This is a genomic window from Sporosarcina sp. FSL K6-6792 (assembly GCF_038004885.1).
Lineage (GTDB): Bacteria > Bacillota > Bacilli > Bacillales_A > Planococcaceae > Sporosarcina > Sporosarcina psychrophila.
Window position 1 is genome coordinate 3,811,623 of the sequence record NZ_JBBOSA010000001.1, and the last position, 26,456, is coordinate 3,838,078.

Sequence of the window (26,456 nt, forward strand, 5' to 3'; positions counted from 1 at the left end):
AAACGCGGTGGAATCTCCCCCAAAATCGGCAAAGCCTCCAACAAATCCCGCGAAGTGTTCAACAATCCTGGTGTCGTATATACTAAAGGTGTTGGAGGTGTGGAAATGAAATCATTAATCGATAAAATTAAACAAGGCTTGGCTATTTTATCTGCTGCTGAAAGAAAAGTAGGTGAATACATAATTTTGCATTCGGAGTTAATTCCCAATATGACGACAAAAGAGTTGTCAAAAAAGATAGGTGTAAGTGAAGCGAGTGTAATTCGCTTTTGCAAATCGATTGGAATGGGTAGCTTCAAGTCATTTAAACTTGCGCTTGTTAAGGATTTAACGTTAACAGAAATGAACTTAACGGATTTTTCAATTTTGCAGCAAAAGGATACCCCCTATGACTCATTTCAAAAGGTCATACAGGTAAATAAATTCGCAATTGAATCTTGTACGGACTCAATGGATAAGAAGGAGTTATTGAAAGCAGTAGATGCCATAAAAGACGCAAAAAAAATTGTTTTCTTTGGTGTTGGCGGATCATCGACTGCAGCACTTGATGCACACTATAAATTTACAAGGCTGGGGTATCATTCTATTACCTCTTTGGATTTTCATTACATGCTTACGGTTATTCCTTATTTAACTAAAAATGATATTTTTGTTGCAATCAGTACATCGGGAAAAACGAGGGATGTATTGGAACTTGCCCAGTTTGCTCAAAAGAAAGGGGCAATTGTAATCGCAATTACGAATCTGGATAAGTCACCCTTATACAGAACAGCGGATATCAGACTTTGCACCCCGAATGTGGAACAGGATTTTAGAATTGGAAGCATACCTTCCAGAATGACGCAGCTGACGGTCATTGATACCTTATATATGAGCATTTTTCATCATGTCGGAGAAAAGGTAATCAAACAATATCAGGAAGCAAGAAGTGAGATGGAGAAATTACGGAGATGAGGAAACCGAATAAGGGTTTCCTTTTTTTTATTCTCTTATGAAATTAAGATTCAGTAATAATTCGAATAATCTTGACATATAGTTTCTTGTGAGTACAATTGGATTATAAAGTATTAGTTTAAGAGGGGCGATAGAATGCTTGAAAAATTAGCTACAGAAAAGAGAAATAGCAAGACGATGCAACTCGATGAAATGTCTGTCAGGGGAATTCTAGAAGCGATGAATCGAGAGGATAGTTCAGTTCCTACTACCATCAAAAACGAGCTAGATCATATTGAAAAAGTTGTTGAATCTGTTGTCCAATCGTTCCAAACAGGAGGCCGACTCATTTATGCTGGTGCGGGAACGAGCGGAAGATTGGGGATTCTTGACGCTGTTGAATGTGTCCCAACGTTTGGGGTTTCTCCTGAAATGGTTCGAGGTTTCATTGCCGGAGGAATGGAAGCGTTTACAACTGCGGTTGAGGGTGCCGAAGACAGTGTAAATATGGGGGCACTAGATATGGAATCTGCTTCAGTTTGCGATAAGGATACTGTCATTGGAATAGCCGCGAGCGGTAGAACTCCATATGTCATAGGTGCTTTAGATTATGCACGAGAAAAAGGGGCCAAAACGGTAGCAATTTCATGTAATAAAGGCGCTGAAATAAGCAAGCATGCCGAAATGGTAATTGAAGTTGAGACTGGTCCTGAAATTTTAACAGGGTCAACGAGATTAAAAGCGGGAACAGCCCAAAAGTTAGTGCTAAATATGATTTCTACGGCATCCATGATTGGAATTGGGAAAGTATATGAAAATCTTATGGTCGATGTCCAATCTACTAATGAAAAGTTAACAGAGCGCTCCAAAAGAATCATTATGGAAGCCACTCAAGTTGACTATGAGACAGCCGAGAACTATTACGAAAAAGCCCAACAGCAGGTGAAAACCGCTATAGTCATGATTTTACTGCAAAGTACTTATGAAGAAGCGGTCGAAAAATTGGAACAAACAGGCGGCTTTGTCCGAAAGTCTATATAAATAGTGAAATGGGGGGATTGGAATGAAAAAGGAAGAGCGTATGGCCAAAGATATTTTTGCGAATATCGGCGGTAAGGAAAATATTCAGCGGTTATCCCACTGTATGACTCGTTTGCGCTTGGTATTAAAAGATGATAGTAAGGCGAATATTGACACGTTGAAAAAAGTCGATGGCGTAATGGGTGTCATTGAAGATGATACTTTGCAAATCGTAGTGGGGCCGGGGACGGTCAATAAAGTCGCTGCAGAAATGAGCAAAGTCACAGGGCTGTCAATTGGGGAAGAGGCAGCCTTGGATGAAAATGATTTAACTTTTAGCGAAAAAGCAGCAAGAAATCAAGCCAATCTGAAGGAGAAGAATAAAACACCTATAAAAATGCTACTTCGCCGAATTGGTAGTATCTTCATTCCACTAATCCCAGGTCTTGTTGCATCAGGTCTAATTAACGGAGGGGCAAACTTCGCGAAAAACGCGGGTGTGGATCCGACGGTAACATGGATGCAAATTCTTCTTCTACTTGGAAGCGGTATTTTCATGTATCTTGCGATTTTGGTGGGTTGGAATACAGCTAAGGAGTTTGGGGGCACACCAGTACTTGGTGCAATTGCTGGGGCATTTTTGTTCAACCCTGCGCTTGCAGATATTACAATTTACGGTGAGGCATTAGTAGTAGGTCGAGGCGGATTATTTGGTGTCATCTTTGCAGCTTGGTTAATGACTTGGGTTGAAAAGCGTGTTCGATCTGTTATGCATGATTCGATTGATATTATAGTTACACCTTTAATTACCGTATTAGCAGTAGGTTTCTTTTCACTCTATGCAGTAGTACCAGTTGCTGGTGTTCTATCTGATGGTATTACTTCTGGAATCAATGTCATTTTGGATGTCGGTGGTGTTGTTGCAGGTGCGGTTCTCGCAGGTTTCTTCCTGCCGCTGGTTATGGTCGGACTTCATCATGGTTTGACGCCCATTCATCTAGAATTGATCAATTCTGTTGGCTACACTGCATTATTACCAATATTGGCAATGGCAGGCGCGGGTCAAGTTGGTGCAGCCATCGCGATATTTGTGAAAACTAAAAACAAAAGATTGCGTAATATAATTAAAGGGGCGCTACCAGTAGGCTTCCTAGGAATCGGAGAACCACTACTTTACGGGGTCACGCTTCCTCTAGGCCGCCCATTCCTTACTGCTTGTATGGGTGCAGCAGTCGGCGGCGCCTTCCAGGCAGTCATGAAAGTTGCTGCATCTGGTATCGGCGTATCTGGTATTTCGTTAATACCACTTATTGCAGACAATAAATTCTTGTTTTATTTCTTTGGTCTATTAATTGCTTATATATTCGGTTTCCTATTCACGTACTTGTTTGGATTCAAGGAAGAAATGGCGGACGGTATTTAAAAAAGGGGGGCTTGCCTCCTTTTTTTGATGAAAAGAATGATCTAGCTCGAGGCACGTCTAATGCGGCGTCTTGCGCTTTTCTTAAACTTACAAAGGAGCTGATTGCATGCTTGGAATTTCCGTTTATCTAGGAAATGATTTGAATGAGGAATTTGAATTTTATCTTAAAAAGGTAAGAGAAATCGGTTTTACTTCTATTTTCACATCGCTTCATATCCCCGAGGAGGATCCGCAGCTTTATAAAGAACGCCTTCAAAAGCTAGGGGCAACTGCAAAACAATATAATATGGAGTTAATGGCAGATATTTCGCCAAAGTCACTTGGACATCTTGGTTTCACATGGGAAAATGCAGAAGGTCTCCTCGAGTGGGGGCTAACGGGTTTACGGGTGGACTATGGTATTTCAGAAGCCACAATTGTCAGGTTATCCAAGAAAATGAAAGTGGCACTGAATGCAAGCACGCTGACTAAAGATAGCTTGGAAAATATGAAACGGGCAGGGTTACAAACGGAATCTATTGAGGCGTGGCATAACTTTTATCCGCGACCCGAAACAGGACTCGATCGTGATGAATTTCGCAAGGTGAATGAGTGGCTGAAACAGGAAGGGGTCACAGTGATGGCCTTCATTCCAGGAGATGGATCATTGCGCGGACCGCTCTATGAAAGATTGCCGACATTGGAAGACCATCGAAGTATCTCACCTTTTTCCGCCTTTCTAGACTTAATTGAAAATGGCTGTGTGGACAAGGTCTTGGTCGGTGATCTTACACTGACTGAACAATCGCTAGAGCAATTTGCTTCTTATAAACAAGGGATTTTTTTATTGCGAGCTGAACAGGCAATCCACGACAAATCTCTGCTTGAAATAGTGGGAGCCGTACAGACAAATCGTTTAGATGCTGCTCGAGATTGCATCCGATCGATGGAATCAAGAGAATACGGACTAATTGGCACCCGTCCCGTTAAAACATTCAATACGGTAGCAAGACCACTTGGTACGATTACCGTAGATAACGAAAAGTATGAACGCTATCAGGGAGAGATTCAAATTGCAAAACGAGATCTTCCAGCCGATAAAAAAGTTAATGTGATTGGACGAATAAAGGAAGATGATCGGTTATTGCTACAGTATATGTATGGTGGATCTAAGTTTCAAATGAAATGGATGTAATGAACCGGATACTGAAAAAAATGCCTGTGTAACATGTCGGTAAGGGGATCATCTTAAGGAGTAAGAAGAACCGAAAAACATTGTGACTTCTTAATATGTTCAAGAAAGTACAACTGCTTGTGTTTTCTGTTCAGATGATGCTACCGCAAAACTTAAATCAATGCACAAGTAGTTTTGAAGCATATCTAGAGTTATCGATGAAAAAAGCAAGAAATCGCTGTGTAAATCCTAGCGCTTTCTTGCTTTTTTGGGGCGTTTCAGTAATAAAATAAACCGTAAAATAATGAGAAATGTAATGGCTCCTGCCATATCGAGAATGACGTCTTGAAGCGTTGGTGTCCGTCCGCTTGTCAGCGATTGGTGATATTCATCCCCAGCGGCCAGTAAAAGTGTTATCCATGTGGCGGTCAATATGCGAAACATGTGTTTAGGTAAAATTAAATAGATGATGGAGGCAATAAAGCCAAAAGTGAAGAAATGAGCACTTTTTCTGACAAGGAATTCAACAAAAGGATAATAACCTCGTTCATCGATCGAAACTATTATGCCCCAATACGGCACGTGCAGTTTAGAAAGTGATGATTTGAATGGCTCTCCGGGCAACCATTTTTCCAACGTAGGTATGAGCGATTGCTGCTCAGGGCTTTGTCCAGAAGAAAAGAATAGAATGCTAAGTAGGATGATCAAAATGAGAAGTTTTTTCATATGAAAAGTGTACCATAAGAGGTGTTGGAATACTTGGATAAAAAGTGGAATTCCTAGTTGGAATTGAATGCGTGCTCATTTCGAGGAGTGCCTAGTTAAGCTAAGGGAACAAATTTGGTGAATACTTCTGCTGTTTGTGATGACTGTTACCACTACAATTCTAAAAAACTTAGAAGAAGTGCCTTACTACGGAGGAAATTGAACTCAAAATATGAGATGAAACAAAACATTACTTGTTGAAAATTGGGGTATAGATATATTGTAATAAGCTCAATCCATAAAGAAATAGTTTTAAGAATAAGGAGTGCGAATTTTGAAAAATATTAAGTCTTTGTTAGTTATATCTTTGTTTTTAAATTTCCTGTTGGTTGGAATGGGAAGTATTGTAGTGCAGAAAATAGGCGGCATTGAATTCATTAAAAAACAAATGCAACCGGCACCTTCAGGAAAAGGAACTTCAGATTATTACTTCACGAAAAAAAGTATCCTCGATCAGTCCGATGTTAAAGATGTCCATAAAATATTCATTGGGGACAGCATTACAGATTACGGAGAGTTTCAGGAATACTTCCCTAATGAGGTTGTACTAAATAGAGGAATCAGAAACGACGTGTCAAAAGGTGTATTGAATCGAATACAGGAAGTGGTTAATCGGAACCCTAAAGAGGCATACCTTATGATTGGCGTTAACGATATTCGATACTCCAAAGGTAGTAAGAATTTCGAAAAACACATAACTGCAATTGTGAAGTCTTTCAAAGGTGAAAACAGTAAACTCTTTATACAATCCATACTTCCAGTAAATAACGAGCTGTTTGGTAATGAAGTATCTAATAAAAAAGTAAAACAATTTAATGAAATATTACAAAGGATTGCTGAAGAAAACGGAATCGAATACATTGATTTACATTCTAGTTTCGTGGATCAAAACGGTCAGTTAGATGAGAAATTCACAATTGACGGTATCCACTTAAATGGGGAAGGGTACAAGGTTTGGATGGATGCTCTTAGACGGAAATAATTGCGGGGTCACCATTTCAGTCCGCGTACAATTCTGAAAGTTGAACATAGCTGGTTCCATTTAAAGAAATTCAATAAAAAAGCTGAACCCCGTGTCATCACGGAGTTCAGCTTTTTCTAATTAATAACTGGAGTAGTAGCATTTTTTTTAGGTGAGAATCCACCAAGAAATAGTTTCCCGTTAGGCAACATTTTTTGAATGATAATGGAAACAATGATTGGAATGACTAATCCAAATGCTGTGAATCCAATAATACCATATGTGAAATAATCATTTAACAAAATATCTGTGAAAATATGCAAGTACATAATGGTTAGTGAGTGTTTCTCTATATTTTGCAGCCAATTCAATGACATTCGGGAAGTGATGAATTGAAATCCTCCCACCACTACCAGTGTGAATGACAGGGGGATGACCAAATCTAGAATGAAATGATCGTATCGCAAAAATTTCATGCTTAATCGATAGTCAATTACATTCCAGTTATCAAGCAAGACCATTGTTACACTGACAACCATTCCAGCAATCATCCAGCGTTTCGTGACATTTTGCCAAATATCCTTCATGTAATAACCGAAGGCAAAATAGACGACCGCCATGAGTGCAACATCGATGTTCCAAATCATCGGAATCGCTTGCGAGGCTTCGGAAGGTTTTCCGCCAATCACATGCATTGCAATAATACTTTCAAAGTGGGCTATTATGTAAAAGATCGACAGAATAACAACTTGTTTTGTACGGTTAAAGTATTTTGTCAGCCATAAGAAAAATAGATACGTAAAGAATAATGTTGTCACAAACCAGAAGACACCATAAGCACCACGTGCAAAACGACCTCCCACGGCAAGTGTCCACAAATCATTTATATACCAAGATAAGTCCATATTGCCTGAACCGATTTCTATGCCGTAGCGGATCAGCGTAATACTTATTAAGAAAAATAAATAGGGGACAATCAGTTGCATAAAACGTTTGTGAATTGAAATTTTTAGTAGGCCTTTTTCCACAACGGGCTTAAAAAACAAACCACTCAAAATGAAAAAAGCCGGCATATGAAACCAGTAGATATATTTCGAAAGAGGAAAATCAAGTTGTCCGGGATAATGTCCAATAACTACAAGGACCATTAAAAACCCTTTCGTGACATCCACCCAGGATAAACGCTTCTTATTCATAAAACTACTCCTCACAGAAACTAATCTTTTTTATTGTATACCCCTATATTAGGTTTTTATAACGACGTAACAGTATTGACTCGAGAATGAAAGAAATCTGGAATTAATTTCTTGGTAGTCACTAACATAGTTCTGGTATTAACCAGAGTGTTTGTAATGGGTACAAAAAACAGCCTCTTCGTGAGAGGCCGCTAATAACTTACGTTTTTAATTTCGTGACAGTTATTCATAAAAAAATAGGCAACTAAGCCTTGATATAACTAGGCACACCGGCAATTTCTTGTTTGGAAGCGCGCATTCTGTGCTAACCATTCACTTTTCTATTCGATTTTGAATGAAATCAATTTTTACTCGTGCCTCGTTTGACATTACACAATGTATGGAACGAAGAATGCTCTTATTATCTTTAACAGGCTGCGCCAAACTATAAAGTTACTTTAAATCAACCAACCGAATAGCACTGTTTTGTTATTTTTACCATACTGATATTGAACGAAGATTGATTTATGAACCGATATACGGCATCCTTGATTGGTTAACGATCAGCTTTCACTGACTCTAAAGAGAGAACCAGTTTCTGTGTTGGAAAGTTAAGCAAAAAAACAAGTTGAAATAAGTAGGAACAACTGAAACCGACAGCTTTTATAATGTCCATATTGCGTAAGTGTTAAAAAAATTCTAGTTCAGAAAAAACAGAGAGAAGTTCTTTTGGCAGTTGATTAGCAGAGGGGATATGGTCTATCATATTAGTAGGCGCCTCTTCTATTTTGCAGTGATTTCTAGTTAATCCCACTACACAAAAGAATGAGGTGTCTTTTTAGTTACTTAAAATTGTCAATGGACCTATTGGTTCGACTAAAAGGTTAGTGCGATCAATTGATTTTATCGTTTTATTGGGTACGGTAGTTGAATGTTGAATTATATAGTAATCGTAATCAAATAATGCAACCACTATCAGATGATAATTTGGTTGTAGCTGCATCGGATTACTTAGACAAACTGCTAGAGGCAAGAGGTTCTTTAGCGAATCAGTAGTCGAGCATTATTAAAGTGAATTATTCGTGAAATTGCGTCTATCAAAGAGATACAAATGGAACCTACTCATTTATTTTGTTATTTTAGTTCTTTATGAGATGTTTAAGGATTACGAAGCAAAAAGGAGATGGTATTAGATGAAAAACCGTTGGATATGGCAATGGCTTAGCTGCATTGTTGTTGTGGCAGTTGTGTCTCTCAGTGGGCAAACAAAAGCTTTATCTCAATCGTTTAAAGATGTCTCGCAAAACCACCCTTTTCGAGAAATAATTCAGAACATGAAAGTAAGGGGGCTGATTAATGGCTATCCGGATGGCTCGTTCAGACCAGACGAAACAATTTCACGTCAGCATGTTGCTCATTTATTGGATAAAGCATTAGCGTTAGAAGCGAAGACAGACGCCGTTATTCGTTACAAGGATGTGCCTACGAATCATCCTTACTCAAATGCGATTTTAAAAGTTTCACAAGCAGGAATTTTCAGTGGAGACGTTAATGGGAACTTTAATCCTAACGCACCCATCACACGGGTACAGATGGCTAAAGTACTGGATCTGGCGTTTGAATTAAATATTAAATCCTTCAGCCATTTTCGAGATGTAGGTAAAAATAATTGGGGGTTTCTGCACATACAGGCCCTCAATTCAAATGGGATTACAGTTGGAAATAAGGGCTATTTTAAACCGAATGAGCCCGTGACACGTGCCCATTATGCGGCATTTCTGCACCGTGCGTTAAAAATGCCTAAGGTTCCAATCCCTAATCCGAACCTCCCGCCGACGAAAGAGGAAATACTAAATTTAGTCTATAGATTGCCTGTTACAGTTGAAACTACTATTAATAATTCTAAGTTACAGTCGTCCCCGTTTAGCGCGGTTCGTACGGAACTATTGGAAACTGCAACGCAACCGTTAGTGGACTCAGACTTGAAGAATTACTATGCAAATATGTGTACGTATTGTGATATGGGTCTTTTTCCATCTCTAGCGAATGAAACAGATTACCGATTTGAAATTCTTGAAAACACGCCAAATTTAGTTAGGATTCGTACGGTTTCCTTTGATGCTCCGCTTGAAGACGCTGTTTATTTGGAGTATGGGTTTGAAAAACAATCGGGCATGTGGAAACTGTCAATATTCGACTGGGATCACGTCGGGGCAGGAAGCTTTGACCTTACCAAAGAGGAAGCGCTTCAAATTGTGAAAAATGAGTATGCTAGCTATGCATCGTCGCCGGTACGAGTGACTTTTCTTACCACCAAGTATGCCGATGTATATGATCCATATACGGACCAGGATTATCGTCGCCTTGTGTACCGAATGCTAGTGGAAACTGAAGAAGGGAGTTTCAATACCTTTTTCTATCCACATAGCGGATTGTTTGATCAAGAATAGACAGTGCATGAAAAGTGCCTCTACGTGACAATTTTCAGAAAATACACTACGCTTGTATAATAATAGAATGAAGATTAGACACTTGGTGAATGTCTGGTCTTTTTTTTTGTATTTTTATTCAATAAGTTGATCGGTGAAATGAACAGTCACCAGTTCGACTCTGAAACGATTACCGCGGTATTATCTAATCGTTTTTTATAAAGGGGGAGTATAATTGCTAACAAGAATTAATAAAAGGAAAAGATTAATGGCTTATCTGAACGAGGAAAAAAACTCTTATCCGCAAATATTTGAAAATTCACCTGATATACTTCTCTTCGTTGTTGATCGAAAAGGGGTCATCGTCAGTATACGTGGAGGGAGTGAACTGATAACTGGAACTAAAGTAGAAGAATGCATAGGGGAAAAGTATAGTAACTTTGTTTATGAAGAAGATTTAGAAATGGTAAAAGGCTACTTCGCCAAAGTTTTAAACGGAGAAGCTCAATATGTAAAATATCGAGTCATTAATGAACATGGTGGAGTCAGTCATATTGATGTAACGCTGACACCTATTCAAATGGAGAATAACGAAGTATTGGGTCTTTACGGATTAACAAGTAATATTACTGTTGCACAAGAATTGAAGCAGGATATTCAAGAAATGCGCGAAAAACTTCAATCATTAATTCATTATTCTCATGAAATTATTGGCATCCTCGATTCAAAAGGAACAATTGTCTTTGAAAGCCCAGCAATTGAGGCTGTTCTTGGGTATAAAGTGGAGGAGATTACTGGGACAAATTTTTTTGACCTGATACATCCAGATGACCATCAACTGAAGAAGAGTAAATTCAAAGAGATTCTCAAGCGGCCTAATACTCCGTTCACAGTAGAGCTGCGATTAAAGCATAAAAATGGAGAATGGCGTGACTTTGAAGTTATCTATACGAATCTACTCCATGCCCCAAGTGTGAATGGGGTTATTTGTAACTTACATGACATTTCTGAACTGAAAAAGCAACAGCGCGAAATTCAATATATGGCTTACCATGATTATTTAACTGAGTTACCAAATCGACGAGCATTTGAAAATGGAGTGGATCTTGAAATAAGACTAGCGAATATTGATAAGAGAAAGTTCGCCGTTTTGTTCCTTAATCTAGACGGATTTAAGTTTTTAAATGATTCATTAGGTCATGAGGTCGGTGATCTGTTATTAATTGAAATTGCGAGGAAGTTAAAAAATACACTTAATAAAAATATAAAAATGATGGCCAGAATAAGTGGAGATGAATTCGCAATTTTAACTACAAACCTTCAAGACATTCATTCAATTGAACAAATCGCGAAGGATGCATTGCAAGTTTTTGAACAATCATTTGACATTAAAGGTTATAATCTTTTCATTACGACGAGTATTGGTATTAGTATTTATCCTGAATCGGGAGATGATACTGCTTCACTCATGAAAAATACAGGCTTAGCATTGTACCTTGCAGAAAAAGCGGGAAATAATAATTATCAAATTTATTCACCAACGGCCAATGTCGCTACATATAAGGTTTTTTCTTTAAGAAATGAGCTCAAGCAAGCGTTGCATGACAATCAATTTCTTGTCTATTACCAACCGATTGTTCATACGGGGACGAATCAAATTGTTAGTGTAGAAGCGCTACTACGTTGGAATCATCCAGTTTGGGGAATTGTTTCACCGGATGAATTTATTCCGCTGGCTGAGGAGTCGGGATTGATCACTCCAATTGGTGAATGGGTATTGCGGACAGTTTGCAAAAATGTGCGTTTATGGCATAATGCTGGGTACTTTATTCAGGCTTCAGTCAATTTGTCACTTGTGCAGTTTTTACAAACAGGTTTAGTCGCTATGATATCTAGCATTTTACAAGAAAATGAACTTGATCCAAAATGGCTTAACATTGAAATCACGGAAAGTACGATGATGGAGCAGGAAGAAAAAGTATTAGGGAAAATAGAGAAGTTGCGTGGGTTGGGTATACAAATCTCACTTGACGATTTTGGGACAGGCTATGCATCCTTTAAAAGTTTAAGAGACATAAAACCGGATATATTGAAAATAGATAGGAGCTTAATAAAGGACATTCCATCTGATAAGGATAGCGGCGAAATAGTAACCTCAATTATTCAATTAGCACATAGACTCTCAATAGAAGTCGTAGCGGAAGGTGTCGAAACGATAGAACAGCGAGAGTTTGTATCTAATTTACAATGCGATTGGATTCAGGGGTATTTATTTAGCAGACCTGTTTCAGAAGAAAACATTCTAAAGTTATTAGCCGGAAAATCGAATTCTGAAATTGAATCTGTGCCTATAAAAGAAAAAAGAAAATATTTTAGAATTGACCTCCAATATCCGCTTGAAGCATTTATGACGGTGGCAGAATTAAATGGAAAGAAGGTACAATTAGGAAATACAAAAGTGGTAGTTGAAAACATAGGACCGGGTGGATTACGTTTCGTATCAAACATTAAACTTCCTACAAGATCGGACATTGTATTGAAGTTTCAAACAACAATAATTGACGAGGAAATGACGCTTTATGGGACAATTGTATTTGATGAGGAACAAGGAGATCTCTACCGATACGGCGTTAAATTCATAGTCGATGAGAAGCAAAGAGACTACTTGATTAAGAATTTCAACCAATTTCAATTGCAGTTAAAAAAGGATCCTCTCTTAATCGGACATTCATTTGTAACAGAAAATGTGGCAACTTACTTCAAGGGGTTATAAGAGCTTTTAGATACCTGCACACTATAACAGCTAGAAAACACACTGTAATTGCATACTGATTAAAGCAAAGACCAGACATGTACCTAAATGTCTGGTCTTTATGTTGGAGCATGTTTATTGAAGCGAGAACTGGGACTTGTTTGTTAGGTTTCCTCCTATTGAACCGTAAAATTATAAATGGAATAACTTAACGATATCTAGCATATATTAACGAAAACATAAAAAAGAAATGTGATGGGATATTGAGTTTACCTTAATTCCATTGTTCGTAAAATTGCATAATTAAAGGCTGCCATAAAACTTTACATGTATTCAAAATGCTTTACCCGATACATTTACTTGTTCAAAACAATGATTTAGTGGTGGTTTTTTATATAGAAACGGCTCCTTAGAACATGGAAAATCCTAATATATCTTGCACCTAAGAACTATATTGAAGGGGTGAATAATATACCCAATTGGGAAGTGGATGCTATTCAATAGTTGGAACAGATTGAGATGTAACGGTAGTTCTGGAGTGAATTAACCAATTAATTGACTGTGTATTAAGACTGTTATATAGGCTATACTAATTAGGCAGAACGTATGAGGGCAAAACTAGTGAAAAGTAGTGACGCAAAACTAAAGGGGCTAATGTTTTTGACTATGCCAGCCAGTTACCAGAACGGACCTCCGTACGAATATAAACAGGGGCGGTAATGTAAACATGCGTAAAAAAGTAGCGCTTTTTTGGCATTCGTTGAGCTATAATTATAATGATGTAATTATGAAGGATTGTTTATGTCACGAAATGAAAACTAAAATTAAAGTAAAAAGAGATTATCACTCAGCAAAAATAAAAGAACTCGTTTCAAGTAACCGTGTAGGATCATATTTAGAGAAATGACTGCATTCTTATAAAGATAATGTGAAGATCAGCCATCTAAGCAGGAGGCAGATCTTTTTTGTTTGACGTTTTTGGATTGTGAGAGGAAATCATTGGAGTGTTTAAGTAGATTATCTGGGTGTCCAACGAAGTCGGTAGAGTGTGCAACGAAATCATCTGAGTGTCCAACCAAACAAGTGAAGTGTGCAACGAACGGCGAAGTGTCCAACCAACTATGAGAAGTGTGCAACGAAGTCAGTGGAGTGTGCAATCAAATCATCTGAGTGTCCAACGAAACAAGTGAAGTGTGCAACGAACGGCGAAGTGTCCAACCAACTATGAGAAGTGTGCAACGAAGTCGGTGGAGTGTGCAACCAAATCATCTGAGTGTCCAACGAAACAAGTGAAGTGTGCAACGAAGTCAGTGGAGTGTGCAATCAAATCATCCGAGTGTCCAACAAAACAAGTGAAGTGTGCAACGAACGGCGAAGTGTCCAACCAACTATGAGAAGTGTGCAACAAAGTCGGCAGAGTGTGCAACCAAATCATTGGAGTGTTCAACGAAACAAGTGAAGTGTGCAACGAACGGCGAAGCGTCCAACCAACTATGAGAAGTGTGCAACGAAGTCGGCAGAGTGTGCAACCAAATCATTGGAGTGTCCAACGAAACAAGTGAAGTGTGCAACGAACGGAGAAGTGTCCAACCAACTATGAGAATTGTGCAACGAAGTCAGTGGTGTGTGCAATCAAATCATTGGAGTGTCCAACAAAAATAGAAAAATCTCCAACAAACTCACTGCTCACCAAATTAGTTGGCAGAACATTAGCCTACAACTCATATAGTACAAGAAGTCAAGGATTGCAAACAAAAAAGAGGTTGCCCCAAATTCAACGTTGGGGCGACCTCTACTGTTGTTTTCAGGTGCTAAATTATAGAATGACAATCATAATTGTACGTAATTTAATATGCTTAATCGCGGAACGGATCGTCACTTAGTCCCGCTTCAAGCACTAACTTTGCATACTCTTGTGCTGCAAATAGCGAATGATCTTTATAATTGCCACATTCGAGTGCAGAAACGGCGGGAATGTGTTCGGTCGTTACTACTTTTTCGAGCACTGTTGTTAAAGCGGCGGCAACTTCTTTAGGCTCATGTTCATTCCAAATAATCATGTAAAATCCTGTTCTGCATCCCATTGGTGATACGTCGACGATCCCTGTCAGTTCGTCGCGTAGGTAAGTCGCAAGTAAATGTTCTAGCGTATGAACAGCTGAAGTTGGCATTGCGTCCTGGTTGGGTTGTAAAAATCGTAAGTCATATTTTTGAAGAGTACTGCCTTTCTCGTGTTGTTCCGTACCCGCCAAGCGTACATAAGGGGCTTTTACTATCGTGTGATCCAATAAAAAGCTTTCCACTACTGCCATTTTAATCATCCTCTCAGGTTTGTCATCTAACCTATCACACTTTAACTAGCTATGTAAACTAATTTATATGTTAATTCTGATAACTACAAATAGCTCTGTTGACAGCAGTAAGAAAGCAGGATACGATTAGTTATTGTAATTCATATAGAAATACTATGTTTTCAGTAAGTTCTGGGATTTCGACAGACTACTAGGAGGAATATTTATGACAAAACTTAAAGTGAAAAAGGGAAATCCCTTTGCGCTTTTTCCATTACTTGTTTTTGTGTTGTTATTTATAGGCACGGGAATTTTTACAAAAGACTTTTCAAATATGCCATTGAATGTAGCGATACTAATCGCAGCCGCTATCGCTTTGATGATGAATAGAAAAGAAAAGTTGTCCAGTAAAGTGGAGACATTTACTAAGGGCGCTGGCCATCCGAATATTATATTAATGGCTGTCATCTTTATTTTAGCGGGTGCATTTTCTGCAGTTGCTAGCGGAATGGGAGCGGTCGAATCTACTGTTAACCTTGGCTTATCCCTATTACCAACGAATTTGTTGATGGTTGGATTGTTCGTTATTGGCTGCTTTATTTCGATTTCAATGGGAACGTCAATGGGGACCGTTGTTGCATTGGCTCCGATTGGAATAGGGATTGCGAGTCAAACGGGTATCCCGCTTGCATTGGCGATGGCGACGGTAATCGGCGGTGCAATGTTTGGTGATAACTTGTCGATGATTTCAGACACGACAATTGCGGCGGTTAGGACACAAAATATAAAAATGAAAGACAAGTTTAAAGTGAATTTTTTGATTGTTTTGCCTGGGGCAATTGCTACAGCGCTTATTCTAGGTATAATCACACGAGGTAATGTAGCTGATTTGAGTGGGGACTATCAGTATGAGTTGTTTAAAATACTCCCTTATATCGCGGTATTTGTAGCGGCGTTATTAGGTGCACATGTGCTGGTCGTTTTGCTTGGTGGAACGCTATTTGCTGGAATTATCGGGATGATTGATGGGTCTTACAGTTTCGGTGGTTTTTTACAACTAGTTGCTGAAGGGATTATTAGTATGGAGGATTTAGCAATCATTGCTATCTTAATCGGTGGCGTCGTTGAGATTATCAAACATAACGGCGGTATTGATTATCTTTTATATGTTATTACGAGCAAAATTAAATCGAAAAAAGGGGCTGAGTTTGGGATTGCCGGTTTAGTTAGTATGGCTAATATCGCCACCGCGAATAATACGATATCGATTATTATTACTGGGCCATTAGCAAAAAGTATCGCGGATGAATATGAAATTGACCCAAGGAAGTCGGCTAGTTTACTTGATATGTTCGCAAGTAGCTGGCAGGGGATATTGCCTTATGGAGGGCAAATGCTTGCGGCTGCTGGACTAGCAGCAATATCACCGGTTAGTATTATCCCTTATTCATTTTATCCTGTCTTAATCGGAATTTGTGGTGTTGTTGCCATTTTAATTGGTTATCCGAAATTTCGTCAGACAGATAAGAGTGAAAAAACGGTTATGATTTCACCTAATCAATTGAAGTGAAAAAAATCAGCCAAATCTCAATCCGTTAAGTTGAGTTGGCTCTTACGCTCTTTTGGGGAATCAATTTGTTCCGTCTCTTTAGTAGAATCAACCATTATTTTCACATAATTAAAATTCATAAAGAACACGATTTTTCAACACTTGAAAACCTGCTCTACCATACATCATTCGTTTGATTGTTTTTAATCGATTGACATGCCCTTCTACGGGGCCGTTACTCCATGGTTCTTGAATACTTAACGTGACAGCATCCATATCCTGTTGGATACCCCGAATGAAAGATTGTATATACGGATAATCAATTTGTTCATATTTCTCTAGCCAATCTACTAATTTTTCACTTCTCTTTTCCGTAAACAAATTTCGGAAGTTTTGAACGAGTTCATCGAGTTCTTTGATTTTTGGAAATCCCTCTAAAAGCTTGGGATGCAATTGGTGAATTCGCTCCATATGATCACCTTTTTTAAGATCCCAAATCACCTGAATGATTTTTTGACGAAATGAAAATGCTTTCGTCTTGCCTCGTCCAATGTTGCGTCGTTCCTCGGCAATCATTTTGTTTAAAGTAGAGCGAGAACCTCTATAACCTTCCGAATGACAGGCTTGCTCAATTTGGTCACCCGTTTGACTGTCTAAAACCAAGGCGTGAATGAGGGGATGATAGTGTTGATAGAGCGAATCTTTTTGGTGGTTCGGTTTTTCTGTCAGCCGCAAATCTGCATAAACAGTACCACGGGAAAGATGAAGTTTCCTCTTGATGGCGGCTATCTTATAGCCCTGTTTATATAACGAGTGGACATGTTGAATGCGCGCCCATCTTTTTTCTTCATTCTGTAATCGTTGGTAATCGCTCTTGCGAAAAGGTTTTTCCTTTTCTTCTTTAACAACTATTTTGTCAATCGGAATAGGTGTCCATTTCGCTGGTATGAGACTGAAAACAGTTTTTTTATCGCTTCGAAAAGCTGGTGAAGTATATGCCAACGGTCACCGACCTGAAGTATTGACGAAGAAGCTTCTGTGACGGCTTTCGCATAGGTTTTGGATCCATCGCGCGTAATCAATTTAATTTCGGGATGATTGTTGAGCCACTCAGTTACGGGAATTTGGTTGCGTGTTTCCAATAAATCTACTGGTCTTTTCGTCTGCAAATCAATGAAAATTGTGCCGTAGGTCATTCGTTTTTTGAAAGCAAAATCATCGATGCCTACGAAAGGGAGAGGACTTCTTGTCGAAGGTAACTGCTTTAACTCTTCTAAGAAGTGTGTCATGGCTAATAGGGATATGAAGCGCCTTGCAAACTTTTTCTGCCGTTAGACAATTCGTGGAAAAGGCTATTTTTTCGATGACCGACTCCAATCGATTGGTCTTTCTTTTATAAGACTGTAGCCAAGATAAGCGTTCAGTAAAAACGACCACTGGACAATCAGACATGTCGCAAAACCACTTATGGAGTAGAATTTGAAAATGAACATGTCGATTTGAAATCGGTAAGTCATCAACATGACGGCAGTAACGGCTGTGCGCACGAGAGGACAATGTCTGACAAGAAGGGCACCGTGCTGATGATGAATCGACTTCAACGATAAAAAAGAGTTCTTCATTCGTCCGTTCTTCATGAAGGATGCGAACACTTTCGTCTAAATGGAGTAATTTCATCTCATTCAACAACCTTTCCTTTTTAGTATTCCTATACCCGAAAAGTATTGAAAAGATGTATTCACCAAAAGAGCGTAAGAGCCGTTGAGTTGTACAAAATACAAATTAAAGCACGAAAAAGACCGTTAATTCGTACATGAATTAGCGGTCTTTAAAATGCCTATACATCACGTTTATAAACAAATAGCACTTGTTTTAACAATTGAATTGAAAGATGAATTAAACGACTTACAATAATTATTGTAAGGTGACATTATTGTGTTAATACCATTGCTTACTCAGTGGTTAATTTGAATGTGAATTTAGATGAAAGAGATGATATTTATTCAACCAAAAAATGTAGAAGGATTGTTGGGAACTCTCTGTTAAAACCATAGTAATAAAAGTCTTGCGATTTGTTCAGTTACTTTGAATTATATACCACCCAATTGAACGGGTTATTTTTATCTCACAGGTACTTATTTTATTTATTTTTATAGTACGAAGGTTCAACACCTTCATACTCATACAACGTTGATGTTCCTCTTTTAACAATGTAGGACATTAGCCAAGCATTTTTCGAATTTCCTATTTGCCAGTCTTCTTTGAAGGTCACGATATATTTTTCTTTCCCTATTTCTTTTACACTTGTTTCTCTCACAACTTTATACCCATCAATTGTTTCTTCTTGCAACCCTACTTTTTTCGGGAAATAATCGATGAGAGTTCCTACCCCAGCAGTTGCAGTGGTTATCGCATCGTCTTTTGTGAAAGGAGGTTGAGGTGGCGATGTCCATTGCAAAAATAACCACGACAGAAAAATAAAAGTAATAGGTATTAGTACAAACATTTTTAAACTTTTTCCTTTACTTTGTCTTTTGTAGAGCCATTTATCAATAACCCCGTACAGGATAGCCGCAACCATACCGAACCACATTAACGTACTTTCTTGAAAAAACAATCCGTTTACCAATCCAAAAGCACCTAAAATGAGTATTGTTAACCAATCTTTTTTCAAAAACCATTTCCGTTGCATGGCATCCAGAATTAGTGACACAACGTTCCCATACAGTAAAATAACGACTCCCACATATATACAATAAACCAACAACCACCCTAGAAAAGAATTCCCTTTGTTATATTCAAACTCACCATAACTAAAAATCATGCCATACACCATCAACCCTGAAAAAGTAATGGTGGCAACAAATGTGGTTAACAGTTTTCTAATAATCACGATTCCTATACCTTGCTCCATGCTTTTTCTCCTCACTTCATTTACAACACAGTAATTGTAAAATCGCATACTAGCTTTGAACCAACACTCCGTTAATTATATATATATAAATAAGTACACAAGAAAGACCTAACCACATGAATGTAACCTGTTCGGTACAATAATAAAAAAAGGAAATTAAATATGAAATAGTAGTCTTTTAAATGCCTTAATATCAATGTTTATAGGGAAATAACGCTCGTTTTAGCAGTTCAAATAGCGGATGAATCGAATGACTTGCGTTAATTAATGTAAGTTGACATTATCGTGTTAGTATTAATGTCATTTAGACCGAAAATAGCACCACGATTAACGGTGCTACTTGTTACTTTTTTGAACCAATCAAATGAACGGGTTACTCTCAAAGTTGGCTGACTTTTTTGTTGTTTACTCCACCTTAGAAATTTCACCGTGCTCCAAACTATAATAAAAGTTTTCGTCAGCTACTGTAACGAGAACATTGATTGTGGAGGGGTCCTCATCGTTTGGTCGATACAGTAAAAGATCTTGATTTTGCGGTACTAGTAAATAGTCGGTACCGTCTTTATTGCGATATCGTTCGCCTTCAAAGTGCTCTGCAATTTCCGCCTCAAGAGCCTCTTTTGTTGTTGTGAAAGAAATTGTTTCTACCCAATCGTCGTAATACGTGACGAGTAATTCTTTCACGGGGTATTGTTGAATCCAGTAATTTTGTATCATTTCATCAGGACCTTCAGATTCTGGATTGCCAAGCTTTGCTTTCACTGCCGACGGTTTGTCGCCTTGTAGAACGCCGTAGATTAGGAATTGATCATTTTTCATACGGAACATAGGTGTTTCTTCTATTGAAGTAGATTTTTTGTATTCACCGCTGAGTATTAACTCAGATCCGTCAGTAATTTCATCATTGATGGTGAGCTGAAGAGCTGAGCCGTCCATCTTGATGATCATTTTGCAGTTAGCGGTAGCCTCGCAAGTAGCTTCGGCTTGATTGCCATCAATTGTTCCGTTCCCTTCAAAGGTAAGTGACTTCGGAGAAGAGTTTTCGGTAGTTGGCTGTAAGCCGCTTATTTTGTAGTCGAATTCAGATTCAGCGTTCTCCGTAATGTACAGCGTGCCCAGTATGTTGTCACTTAGGAAAAACCATTCTCCATTCCAAGGGCTTTCGGAGACGGTTTCGTTAGTAGGTGTCGGATTTTCTACTGGATCAGTTTTTCCACTGGGAATCTGATCTTTGTCGGGGCTGCATCCCGTTACAATGATTGCGAGAAGCAGGATGGCTGTTCGTGGTATCCACTTTTGCATATTGGTACCTCCATTTATTGGGTTGTTGTGCATTCAACTATACAGGACATTGGTGGTGTCAGCCACTAGATAAATAAACATTTCACTTCATTATATGGATGATTACAAAATGATTCGAATACTTTTAATCTAACTTGGAGCCCATCAATGAAAAGCGTATAATAGAAGAAAGTTGAAATTAATAGGAGGGATTAATCAGCGTGAAGATAAGCCTGAAATCATTTGTGTTGTTATTTGCCATGCTATTCGTATTACTTCCACAGGTAACTTCCGCGTCAGCAGAACCGCTTGATGAAATCCGGCAATTGGTGCGTGATTTCTATGTCGATGACGTGCCGGAATCGGTGTTGTCTAAGGGCACAGTTAAGGAGATTACAAAGCATCTCGATCCCCATTCCGTCTATATGAGTGCGAAGGAGTACCAAGGATTCGTAAATGGGATTGAGCAGCGGATTGTTGGAATTGGTGTTGTGCTAGAAGAGGATTTGAAAGGTGTCAAAGTCATTTCGGTTATTCCGGAAGGGCCTGCAGCGAGAGCGGAAATACAACCGGGTGATGTGATTACACATGTAAATGGGAAAAGCATCGTAGGGAAGTCAATTCAGACTGCGATATCGTTAATTAGCGGAGAAGAAAAAACAGTGGTTACAGTAACGATTGACCGGATTGGCCAACGAGCTTCAATCACTAAAAAAATTACGCGGGAAGAGATTTCGCTGCCGAATGTTGAATATGAAATGCTTGGCGGCAATATTGCCTATATTCGACTGAACAGTTTTGCGATGGAATCCTCGAAAGAAATGAACAAAGCAATTCAATCTTTAAACGGAGCAGATGGATGGATTGTTGATTTGCGTAACAACGGCGGCGGTTACATAACAGCTGCACAGGACATTGCGGGATTCTTTCCAAATACAGTCAACGCGTTTCAATTAAGGGAAAAGAACAGTAAGCCGATGACTTATCCGTCGACAATTCAACCAAGAAAGTTTAACGGACCAACGCATGTTTTGATTAATGAATACAGTGCGAGTGCTTCGGAAATGGTCTCTGCGACAGTAAAAGAGCAAAAGACGGCTACTTTATACGGTCAAACGAGCTACGGTAAAGGTACGATGCAAGCGATGTATGGATTTGATGATGGCAGTGTGTTGAAAATGACGACTGCAAGATTTTATTCGCCGGGCGGGCAATCAGTGGATAAAGTGGGTGTTAAGCCGGATGTCATAACCAAAAAAGAGGCTGAGCTCGAAGTGTCCCATCATGATCAGTTACTTAAAAAGCTGAAGGGATACAAACAGCTTCCTGAACTTGTGAATGTCCCCGTCAGCAAGAATTTTACGGTTGAAATGAATACAACAATGAATTGGAAAAACATCGATAAAAAAACGGTTCAACTTATCCAATTGGGAGGACAAGAAATCGGGGCTTCTATAAAGGTTGTGAATGCAACTACAGTTACTGTTGTTCCGAATAAACCATTGATAGCGGGAAGTAGATATGTACTTGTGATTCATCCGCTTTATAAAAATACGCAAAATAAACCGATGAAACAAGGTGTATACTTAGAAGTATCGGTTAAATAAATAAGCACCGGGTTTTCGTCGACTTTAAGAAATATAAAGTTGGGTGAAACCTGGTGCTTTTTTTCTTGGAATATGAAATTCATTTTAAGAAATTTATAAAATCAAGAAGAAAGTTGAACTTCATAGTGTAAAGAGCGTCGACGAATTTCCGCTTCTAACAATTGAATAAAGTGAGGGCATAGTTTGATGTCTTTTGCCTTGAAATAGGATTCAATCAACAAGTCATCAGGTAATTTACTCATCTGGGGTTCCACCTCCAATCGTATAGATTATAGATTATAGATTATGTGTACTATATTGAAATGTGTATGCATAAGATGATATGTAACAAGGTTGTACTCTTAATCTACCAAAGATTCGGATTAAGAACAACTGTTCCTTTATCCACAGTTGACGGTGGATAAGCTGTGGTTAATATGTTTGTAATGGCTACGGATACATAGGGAGTGGTGGGTATAACGTTAGCAACTTTATCCACAGATGTTAAAAACGCAGATTTTGTCGAAACATTTTTTTGGATTTCTGATGAATTTTAGTGCGAAATAGTTATTATGTCTTTTCTAAAACAAACAGAATAAACATGAATATTTGAGTAATATGCATTCTATCTGTCCTGATTAGGCGAATCCCTTTACGTTATTTCGGTAATTGCATTAAAAATAGGTTTTTAAGAATATAAGTACGGGTTGAAGGAATAGAGTAGAATAATCAAGTTGCTGTGTGGTAATTAGTGAAAAGTGAATTTTATTAATGACTAAGAATGGGAGGGCATGGATTGCACTGCATAAATTGCGGACATGAACAAAGTGAAGGTAAATTCTGTGCGGTTTGTGGCGTGGTTTTGGGCGACATTCTGATTGAAGGGGAGCAAACTAGAAATCGGTCATCTGCAAGATATAACCAACAATCAAATGAATACATCGAAAAGGTTAAAAATGCATCTAAAATGTACTGGAACTATTTCCTGAACTATTTGAGGCAACCTTCACTGGCGCTTAAACAAGGGGAAAAGGAGTTTTTGAATGGCATAATAAATATAGTAACCATGGCATTTATTATTGGCTTATTTTTATTTACCTCCATGAAACGTGTTGCATCGTCATTTCTTGGAGCTTCGCACGAACTGTCATTTACCTCAGTGATTGGTAGTTCTTTATTATTTGTGTTTATCAGCACAGCAATTATTATCGCATCATTGTTCCTAACGATTAAGTTTCTCGGTTCTGAACACTCATTCAAAAGTATCGCTGGCATTTACGGAACGCATCTTATCCCATCCACATTCCTCGTATTGATATCCTTTATTTTGCTCCTATTAAAAGCGTACACCTACAGTAACTTTCTTCTATCGTTTGCACTCCTATTTGCATTTTTTATCATACCGCTGTATATTCTAATAAAATTACTGACCAAAGCAGAAGAGGGGATTGATCCGCTGTACTGCGTCCTCGCCTATATTGTCATTTTTGGAATTGCTTTTTCGATCTACCTTTTTCTTTTAGAAGGTTCTTTAATTGTTGATGTGTTGAATGGGTGGATGGTAGGCAAACTGTGAATGGTGAACGGATAAAAAATAGCATTTCCGAACTGGTTATAGGTTCGGGGATGCTGCTTTTTAATGTTTCATTCCGGTCTGTTGATTAACTATTTATTTACATAAAATTCTGGTGAGAAGGGCTTGATGACCTTGATTTTCACTGGACTATTTTCGGCTAACTATTCAAGTGAAAAATGCAGTAGACTTGGAAGAAAAAATAGATGACATTCTATGTAGTGTGTAAGTGCCCGAAGATGCAATTTCGGGCACTCTTGCACGTTGTATAATGCGTTCTTTGCATACTCTTAGTAAAGAGTATGCATCTAATTCATGTGATGTCTACTTGAATCTGCTGTAGCGCTTAATAAGGAGAGAGTATTAATTCGGGGTGTGGATTGTAGAACGCTTGGCGCTTTGGGGATGCCTCTCGCCGTAAGCCTGGATTATCGCTTCGCATCCAGTCTTACGGTTTCGGCGACCCCTTTGCGGCGCCCGCGCTAGGACGTTCATTATCGAGAGAAATGTGATTTCGAGTTGTGTATATAAGATTATAATGTGATTACTTTTTGATATTAATTCTATTCAAGAAAGACACACTCCAGGTTGCAGATTTCATCACAGATAATGAAAAGCTCTTTCTCACATAGATCATCCAGCGGAAGCGGTATTAGTGGGAATTCTAATTCATTCCAAGTACTAGTTTTTTTTCAGCGGCCGCCCAAAAGTACTTGTAAAGCACGTACGCCGTATTCATTTGGTAAACATATATAGTGACACTATTTGGTAATCAAGTTGTCGGAGCGGTTTCCGATTTGACTGCGTGAAAGTACCTCGCATGACACCGAAACAAAAGAAGTGTTACACTATTGGGACAAGACACTTAACAATAAAGATTAGTTAAAAATCGAAGGAGTGATGGTAATGGCTGTTGATGTTTATCTTAATTTTAACGGGAATTGTCGTGAAGTGGTGAATTTCTATGCAGAGGTATTTGGAATAGAAAACCCGAAAATAATGACATTCGGAGAAATGCCGCCTAATCCGGAATATCCACTTCCAGAAGAAGCGAAAGATCTTGTTATGCACTCCCGTCTAAATATTAGCGGAAGCAATGTTATGTTTTCAGATGTGTTTCCTGGAATGCCATTTATTGAAGGCAACAACATTAGCCTCGCAATCGTTAGTAAGGATTTAGAAGAGATTACATCTGCATTTAGTAAACTGAAAGAAGGCGGCAAAGTAGTTATGGAACTCCAAGAGACACCCTGGAGCAAATCCTACGGCCAATTAACGGACAAGTTCGGGATTATTTGGCAATTTAATTATGACAGTGGAGAAACTTTCATGTGATTTAACAACACTGAAAAGTAAAACGCAATGCGCAGACTTCAAAGCGTATTGCGTTTTTTTTTCATTGTCTAGACTCCAGCGCTTTTCTTAAATTCAATACGTATCATTCCCTTTACTCGCATATACATAATTGGTAGGACTTACAGCTATATATATATGCTGAATTTAGGAATCCCATTGAATCTACGGTAGCGCTTAATAAGGAGAGAATTGTAATTCGTTGTGGATTGTAGAACGCTTGGCGCTTTGGGATGCCTTTCGCCATAAGCCTGGATTAGCGCTTCGCATCCAGTCTTACAGCTTCGGCGACCCCTTTGTCGCGCATGCGCTAGAGTGTTCATTATCGTGAGAAATGTGAATTTGAGATGTAAATGACGAGATTGTAAGATGATTATTATGTGATACTAACTATATTTAGGAAAGACGCACTCCAGGTTGCAGATTTCTTCACAGCTAATGAAATGCTCTTCCTCACATAGACCATCCAGCGAAGGCGCGACTTCTAATTAGTTCTAAGTATTGGGACTTTTTCAAAGGCCTCCTAAAAGCCCTTGTAAAGCGCATGCGCCGTATTCATTTGTTCAACATATGTAGGTTGAATTCGTTACGGTGCTAGGGGATGCCTCCCACCTAAGATTATATAGACTTTTATTTGTTCAATATACATACGACTTGAAAGTTATAAATATATGAGAGGTGGCATGGAATTGAAAAAGTTGTGGCTATTTAGCTTGTCGCTATTGCTGTTGTTATGTACTGCTTGCCAGCAATCGGCTGTTGCCGAGGTGGAAGAAAGTGAAGTTCATTCGGAGAAAGCGGTGGAGATTGCTGCAAGTTGGGCGGCGACGGCGAGTCTTGTGCAAGCAGGTGGGGTTTATATAGAAGGGGAATATATGAGGTTCAACTATAAAGGTAAGACATATCGCTACATGGCTAGCCACTTGGATACGAAGAAGGAAATGAGGGTCGAATTAGAGAAGTCAGTAACAAAAAAAGTTGCCAAACAATTTATGAAGGACCAAAATTTTATTAAACAACAAAGGAGGTTGGCGCAGGTAGAGGTTGACGGTGAATCGCTTCTTCAGTGGAGTGAGGCGACAGCAAAATTGGTGAAATCGAAAAAGAATAAAAGCGTATTCGAAGTGAGGGTACCCGTAGGCTATACAGGCGAATTTGATACGTTCGAAGTTACGTACGAATACGTGAGGAAATCAGGTTGGCGTATAAGTAAACTTCCGGAATATAAGAAATAAAAGATGAAACCTTCCCGTGAGTTGGGAAAGGTTTCATCTTTTTTGATTATAAGAACAGAGTCC

The 26,456-nt window shown here is 38.7% G+C and carries 22 protein-coding genes, 1 pseudogene and 1 riboswitch; of the genes and pseudogenes, 13 read left to right on the forward strand and 10 right to left on the reverse strand.

The window, feature by feature from the left end; all coding sequences use genetic code 11:
• Positions 1-105 precede the first annotated feature (105 nt).
• The 4 genes from MKZ26_RS18480 to MKZ26_RS18495 all read left to right on the forward strand — a co-directional run bounded on the left by MKZ26_RS18480 (position 106) and on the right by MKZ26_RS18495 (position 4,550).
• Positions 106-954 (forward strand): MurR/RpiR family transcriptional regulator, encoded by an 849-nt coding sequence (locus MKZ26_RS18480; RefSeq protein ID WP_340767108.1) that lies wholly within the window; start codon positions 106-108, stop codon positions 952-954.
• Between the two features lie 135 nt (positions 955-1,089).
• Positions 1,090-1,974, forward strand: a complete 885-nt coding sequence (gene murQ / locus MKZ26_RS18485; protein ID WP_187045813.1) for an N-acetylmuramic acid 6-phosphate etherase — start codon at positions 1,090-1,092, stop codon at positions 1,972-1,974.
• Between the two features lie 22 nt (positions 1,975-1,996).
• Positions 1,997-3,376 carry a PTS transporter subunit EIIC gene (locus MKZ26_RS18490; protein WP_340767109.1) on the forward strand — a complete coding sequence of 460 codons (1,380 nt, stop codon included), beginning with the start codon at positions 1,997-1,999 and terminating at the stop codon, positions 3,374-3,376.
• Positions 3,377-3,482: 106 nt separating this feature from the next.
• On the forward strand, positions 3,483-4,550 hold the full coding sequence (locus MKZ26_RS18495; RefSeq protein WP_340767110.1) for a DUF871 domain-containing protein: 1,068 nt from the start codon (positions 3,483-3,485) through the stop codon (positions 4,548-4,550).
• A gap of 228 nt (positions 4,551-4,778) precedes the next feature.
• On the opposite strand, the gene MKZ26_RS18500 is transcribed toward MKZ26_RS18495, so the two are convergent.
• A complete protein-coding gene (locus tag MKZ26_RS18500) occupies positions 4,779-5,255 on the reverse strand; it encodes a VanZ family protein (RefSeq protein ID WP_067212490.1) in 477 nt (158 codons plus the stop codon).
• Positions 5,256-5,559: 304 nt separating this feature from the next.
• Between MKZ26_RS18500 and MKZ26_RS18505 the strand changes: the two genes are divergently transcribed.
• The gene (locus MKZ26_RS18505; protein WP_340767111.1) at positions 5,560-6,276 is read left to right on the forward strand and encodes a GDSL-type esterase/lipase family protein; all 717 of its coding nucleotides are present in this window, start codon (positions 5,560-5,562) and stop codon (positions 6,274-6,276) included.
• 116 nt (positions 6,277-6,392) lie between these two features.
• On the opposite strand, the gene MKZ26_RS18510 is transcribed toward MKZ26_RS18505, so the two are convergent.
• Positions 6,393-7,451, reverse strand: coding sequence for an acyltransferase family protein (locus MKZ26_RS18510; RefSeq protein WP_340767112.1), 1,059 nt, complete (start codon positions 7,449-7,451; stop codon positions 6,393-6,395).
• 538 nt (positions 7,452-7,989) lie between these two features.
• A pseudogene (locus MKZ26_RS22395) lies at positions 7,990-8,196 on the reverse strand (IS4 family transposase); the annotation flags it as partial.
• A gap of 427 nt (positions 8,197-8,623) precedes the next feature.
• Here MKZ26_RS22395 and MKZ26_RS18515 point away from each other — a divergent pair.
• The 3 genes from MKZ26_RS18515 (at position 8,624) to MKZ26_RS18525 (ending at position 13,518) form a co-directional block, all read left to right on the forward strand.
• Positions 8,624-9,880 carry an S-layer homology domain-containing protein gene (locus tag MKZ26_RS18515; RefSeq protein WP_340767113.1) on the forward strand — a complete coding sequence of 419 codons (1,257 nt, stop codon included), beginning with the start codon at positions 8,624-8,626 and terminating at the stop codon, positions 9,878-9,880.
• A 214-nt stretch (positions 9,881-10,094) separates the two neighbouring features.
• On the forward strand, positions 10,095-12,632 hold the full coding sequence (locus MKZ26_RS18520) for an EAL domain-containing protein (RefSeq protein WP_340767114.1): 2,538 nt from the start codon (positions 10,095-10,097) through the stop codon (positions 12,630-12,632).
• Positions 12,633-13,212: 580 nt separating this feature from the next.
• Positions 13,213-13,296: riboswitch (cyclic di-GMP riboswitch) on the forward strand.
• A gap of 42 nt (positions 13,297-13,338) precedes the next feature.
• Positions 13,339-13,518: a hypothetical protein gene (locus MKZ26_RS18525; RefSeq protein ID WP_340767115.1), complete on the forward strand. Its 180-nt coding sequence runs from the start codon at positions 13,339-13,341 to the stop codon at positions 13,516-13,518.
• A gap of 949 nt (positions 13,519-14,467) precedes the next feature.
• Here the strand turns inward: MKZ26_RS18525 and MKZ26_RS18530 are convergent.
• Entirely contained in the window at positions 14,468-14,923 is a 456-nt protein-coding gene (locus MKZ26_RS18530) for an S-ribosylhomocysteine lyase (RefSeq protein ID WP_067212432.1), read from the reverse strand.
• A 205-nt stretch (positions 14,924-15,128) separates the two neighbouring features.
• Here MKZ26_RS18530 and MKZ26_RS18535 point away from each other — a divergent pair, with 205 nt between their 5' ends.
• Positions 15,129-16,472, forward strand: coding sequence for a Na+/H+ antiporter NhaC family protein (locus MKZ26_RS18535; RefSeq protein ID WP_067212425.1), 1,344 nt, complete (start codon positions 15,129-15,131; stop codon positions 16,470-16,472).
• 108 nt (positions 16,473-16,580) lie between these two features.
• Here MKZ26_RS18535 and MKZ26_RS18540 read toward each other — a convergent pair whose 3' ends face one another.
• The 5 genes from MKZ26_RS18540 to MKZ26_RS18555 all read right to left on the reverse strand — a co-directional run bounded on the left by MKZ26_RS18540 (position 16,581) and on the right by MKZ26_RS18555 (position 20,667).
• Positions 16,581-17,027 carry a transposase gene (locus tag MKZ26_RS18540; protein WP_340767687.1) on the reverse strand — a complete coding sequence of 149 codons (447 nt, stop codon included), beginning with the start codon at positions 17,025-17,027 and terminating at the stop codon, positions 16,581-16,583.
• A gap of 332 nt (positions 17,028-17,359) precedes the next feature.
• Complete coding sequence (locus tag MKZ26_RS22400) at positions 17,360-17,740, reverse strand: transposase (protein WP_445683437.1); 381 nt, start codon at positions 17,738-17,740, stop codon at positions 17,360-17,362.
• Positions 17,741-17,803: 63 nt separating this feature from the next.
• Complete coding sequence (locus MKZ26_RS18545) at positions 17,804-18,073, reverse strand: hypothetical protein (RefSeq protein WP_340767116.1); 270 nt, start codon at positions 18,071-18,073, stop codon at positions 17,804-17,806.
• A 518-nt stretch (positions 18,074-18,591) separates the two neighbouring features.
• Complete coding sequence (locus MKZ26_RS18550; RefSeq protein WP_340767117.1) at positions 18,592-19,365, reverse strand: hypothetical protein; 774 nt, start codon at positions 19,363-19,365, stop codon at positions 18,592-18,594.
• A gap of 405 nt (positions 19,366-19,770) precedes the next feature.
• Positions 19,771-20,667, reverse strand: coding sequence for a hypothetical protein (locus MKZ26_RS18555; protein ID WP_340767118.1), 897 nt, complete (start codon positions 20,665-20,667; stop codon positions 19,771-19,773).
• A 200-nt stretch (positions 20,668-20,867) separates the two neighbouring features.
• Here MKZ26_RS18555 and MKZ26_RS18560 point away from each other — a divergent pair, with 200 nt between their 5' ends.
• The gene (locus MKZ26_RS18560; protein ID WP_340767119.1) at positions 20,868-22,253 is read left to right on the forward strand and encodes a S41 family peptidase; all 1,386 of its coding nucleotides are present in this window, start codon (positions 20,868-20,870) and stop codon (positions 22,251-22,253) included.
• Between the two features lie 101 nt (positions 22,254-22,354).
• Here the strand turns inward: MKZ26_RS18560 and MKZ26_RS18565 are convergent, their stop codons facing one another.
• The gene (locus tag MKZ26_RS18565) at positions 22,355-22,495 is read right to left on the reverse strand and encodes a sporulation histidine kinase inhibitor Sda (RefSeq protein WP_067212419.1); all 141 of its coding nucleotides are present in this window, start codon (positions 22,493-22,495) and stop codon (positions 22,355-22,357) included.
• A gap of 533 nt (positions 22,496-23,028) precedes the next feature.
• Between MKZ26_RS18565 and MKZ26_RS18570 the strand changes: the two genes are divergently transcribed.
• The 3 genes from MKZ26_RS18570 to MKZ26_RS18580 all read left to right on the forward strand — a co-directional run bounded on the left by MKZ26_RS18570 (position 23,029) and on the right by MKZ26_RS18580 (position 26,393).
• A complete protein-coding gene (locus tag MKZ26_RS18570) occupies positions 23,029-23,808 on the forward strand; it encodes a hypothetical protein (protein ID WP_340767120.1) in 780 nt (259 codons plus the stop codon).
• Positions 23,809-24,711: 903 nt separating this feature from the next.
• Entirely contained in the window at positions 24,712-25,140 is a 429-nt protein-coding gene (locus MKZ26_RS18575; protein WP_338655333.1) for a VOC family protein, read from the forward strand.
• Between the two features lie 707 nt (positions 25,141-25,847).
• Positions 25,848-26,393 (forward strand): DL-endopeptidase inhibitor IseA family protein, encoded by a 546-nt coding sequence (locus tag MKZ26_RS18580; protein ID WP_338655335.1) that lies wholly within the window; start codon positions 25,848-25,850, stop codon positions 26,391-26,393.
• The last annotated feature ends 63 nt before the right edge of the window (positions 26,394-26,456 follow it).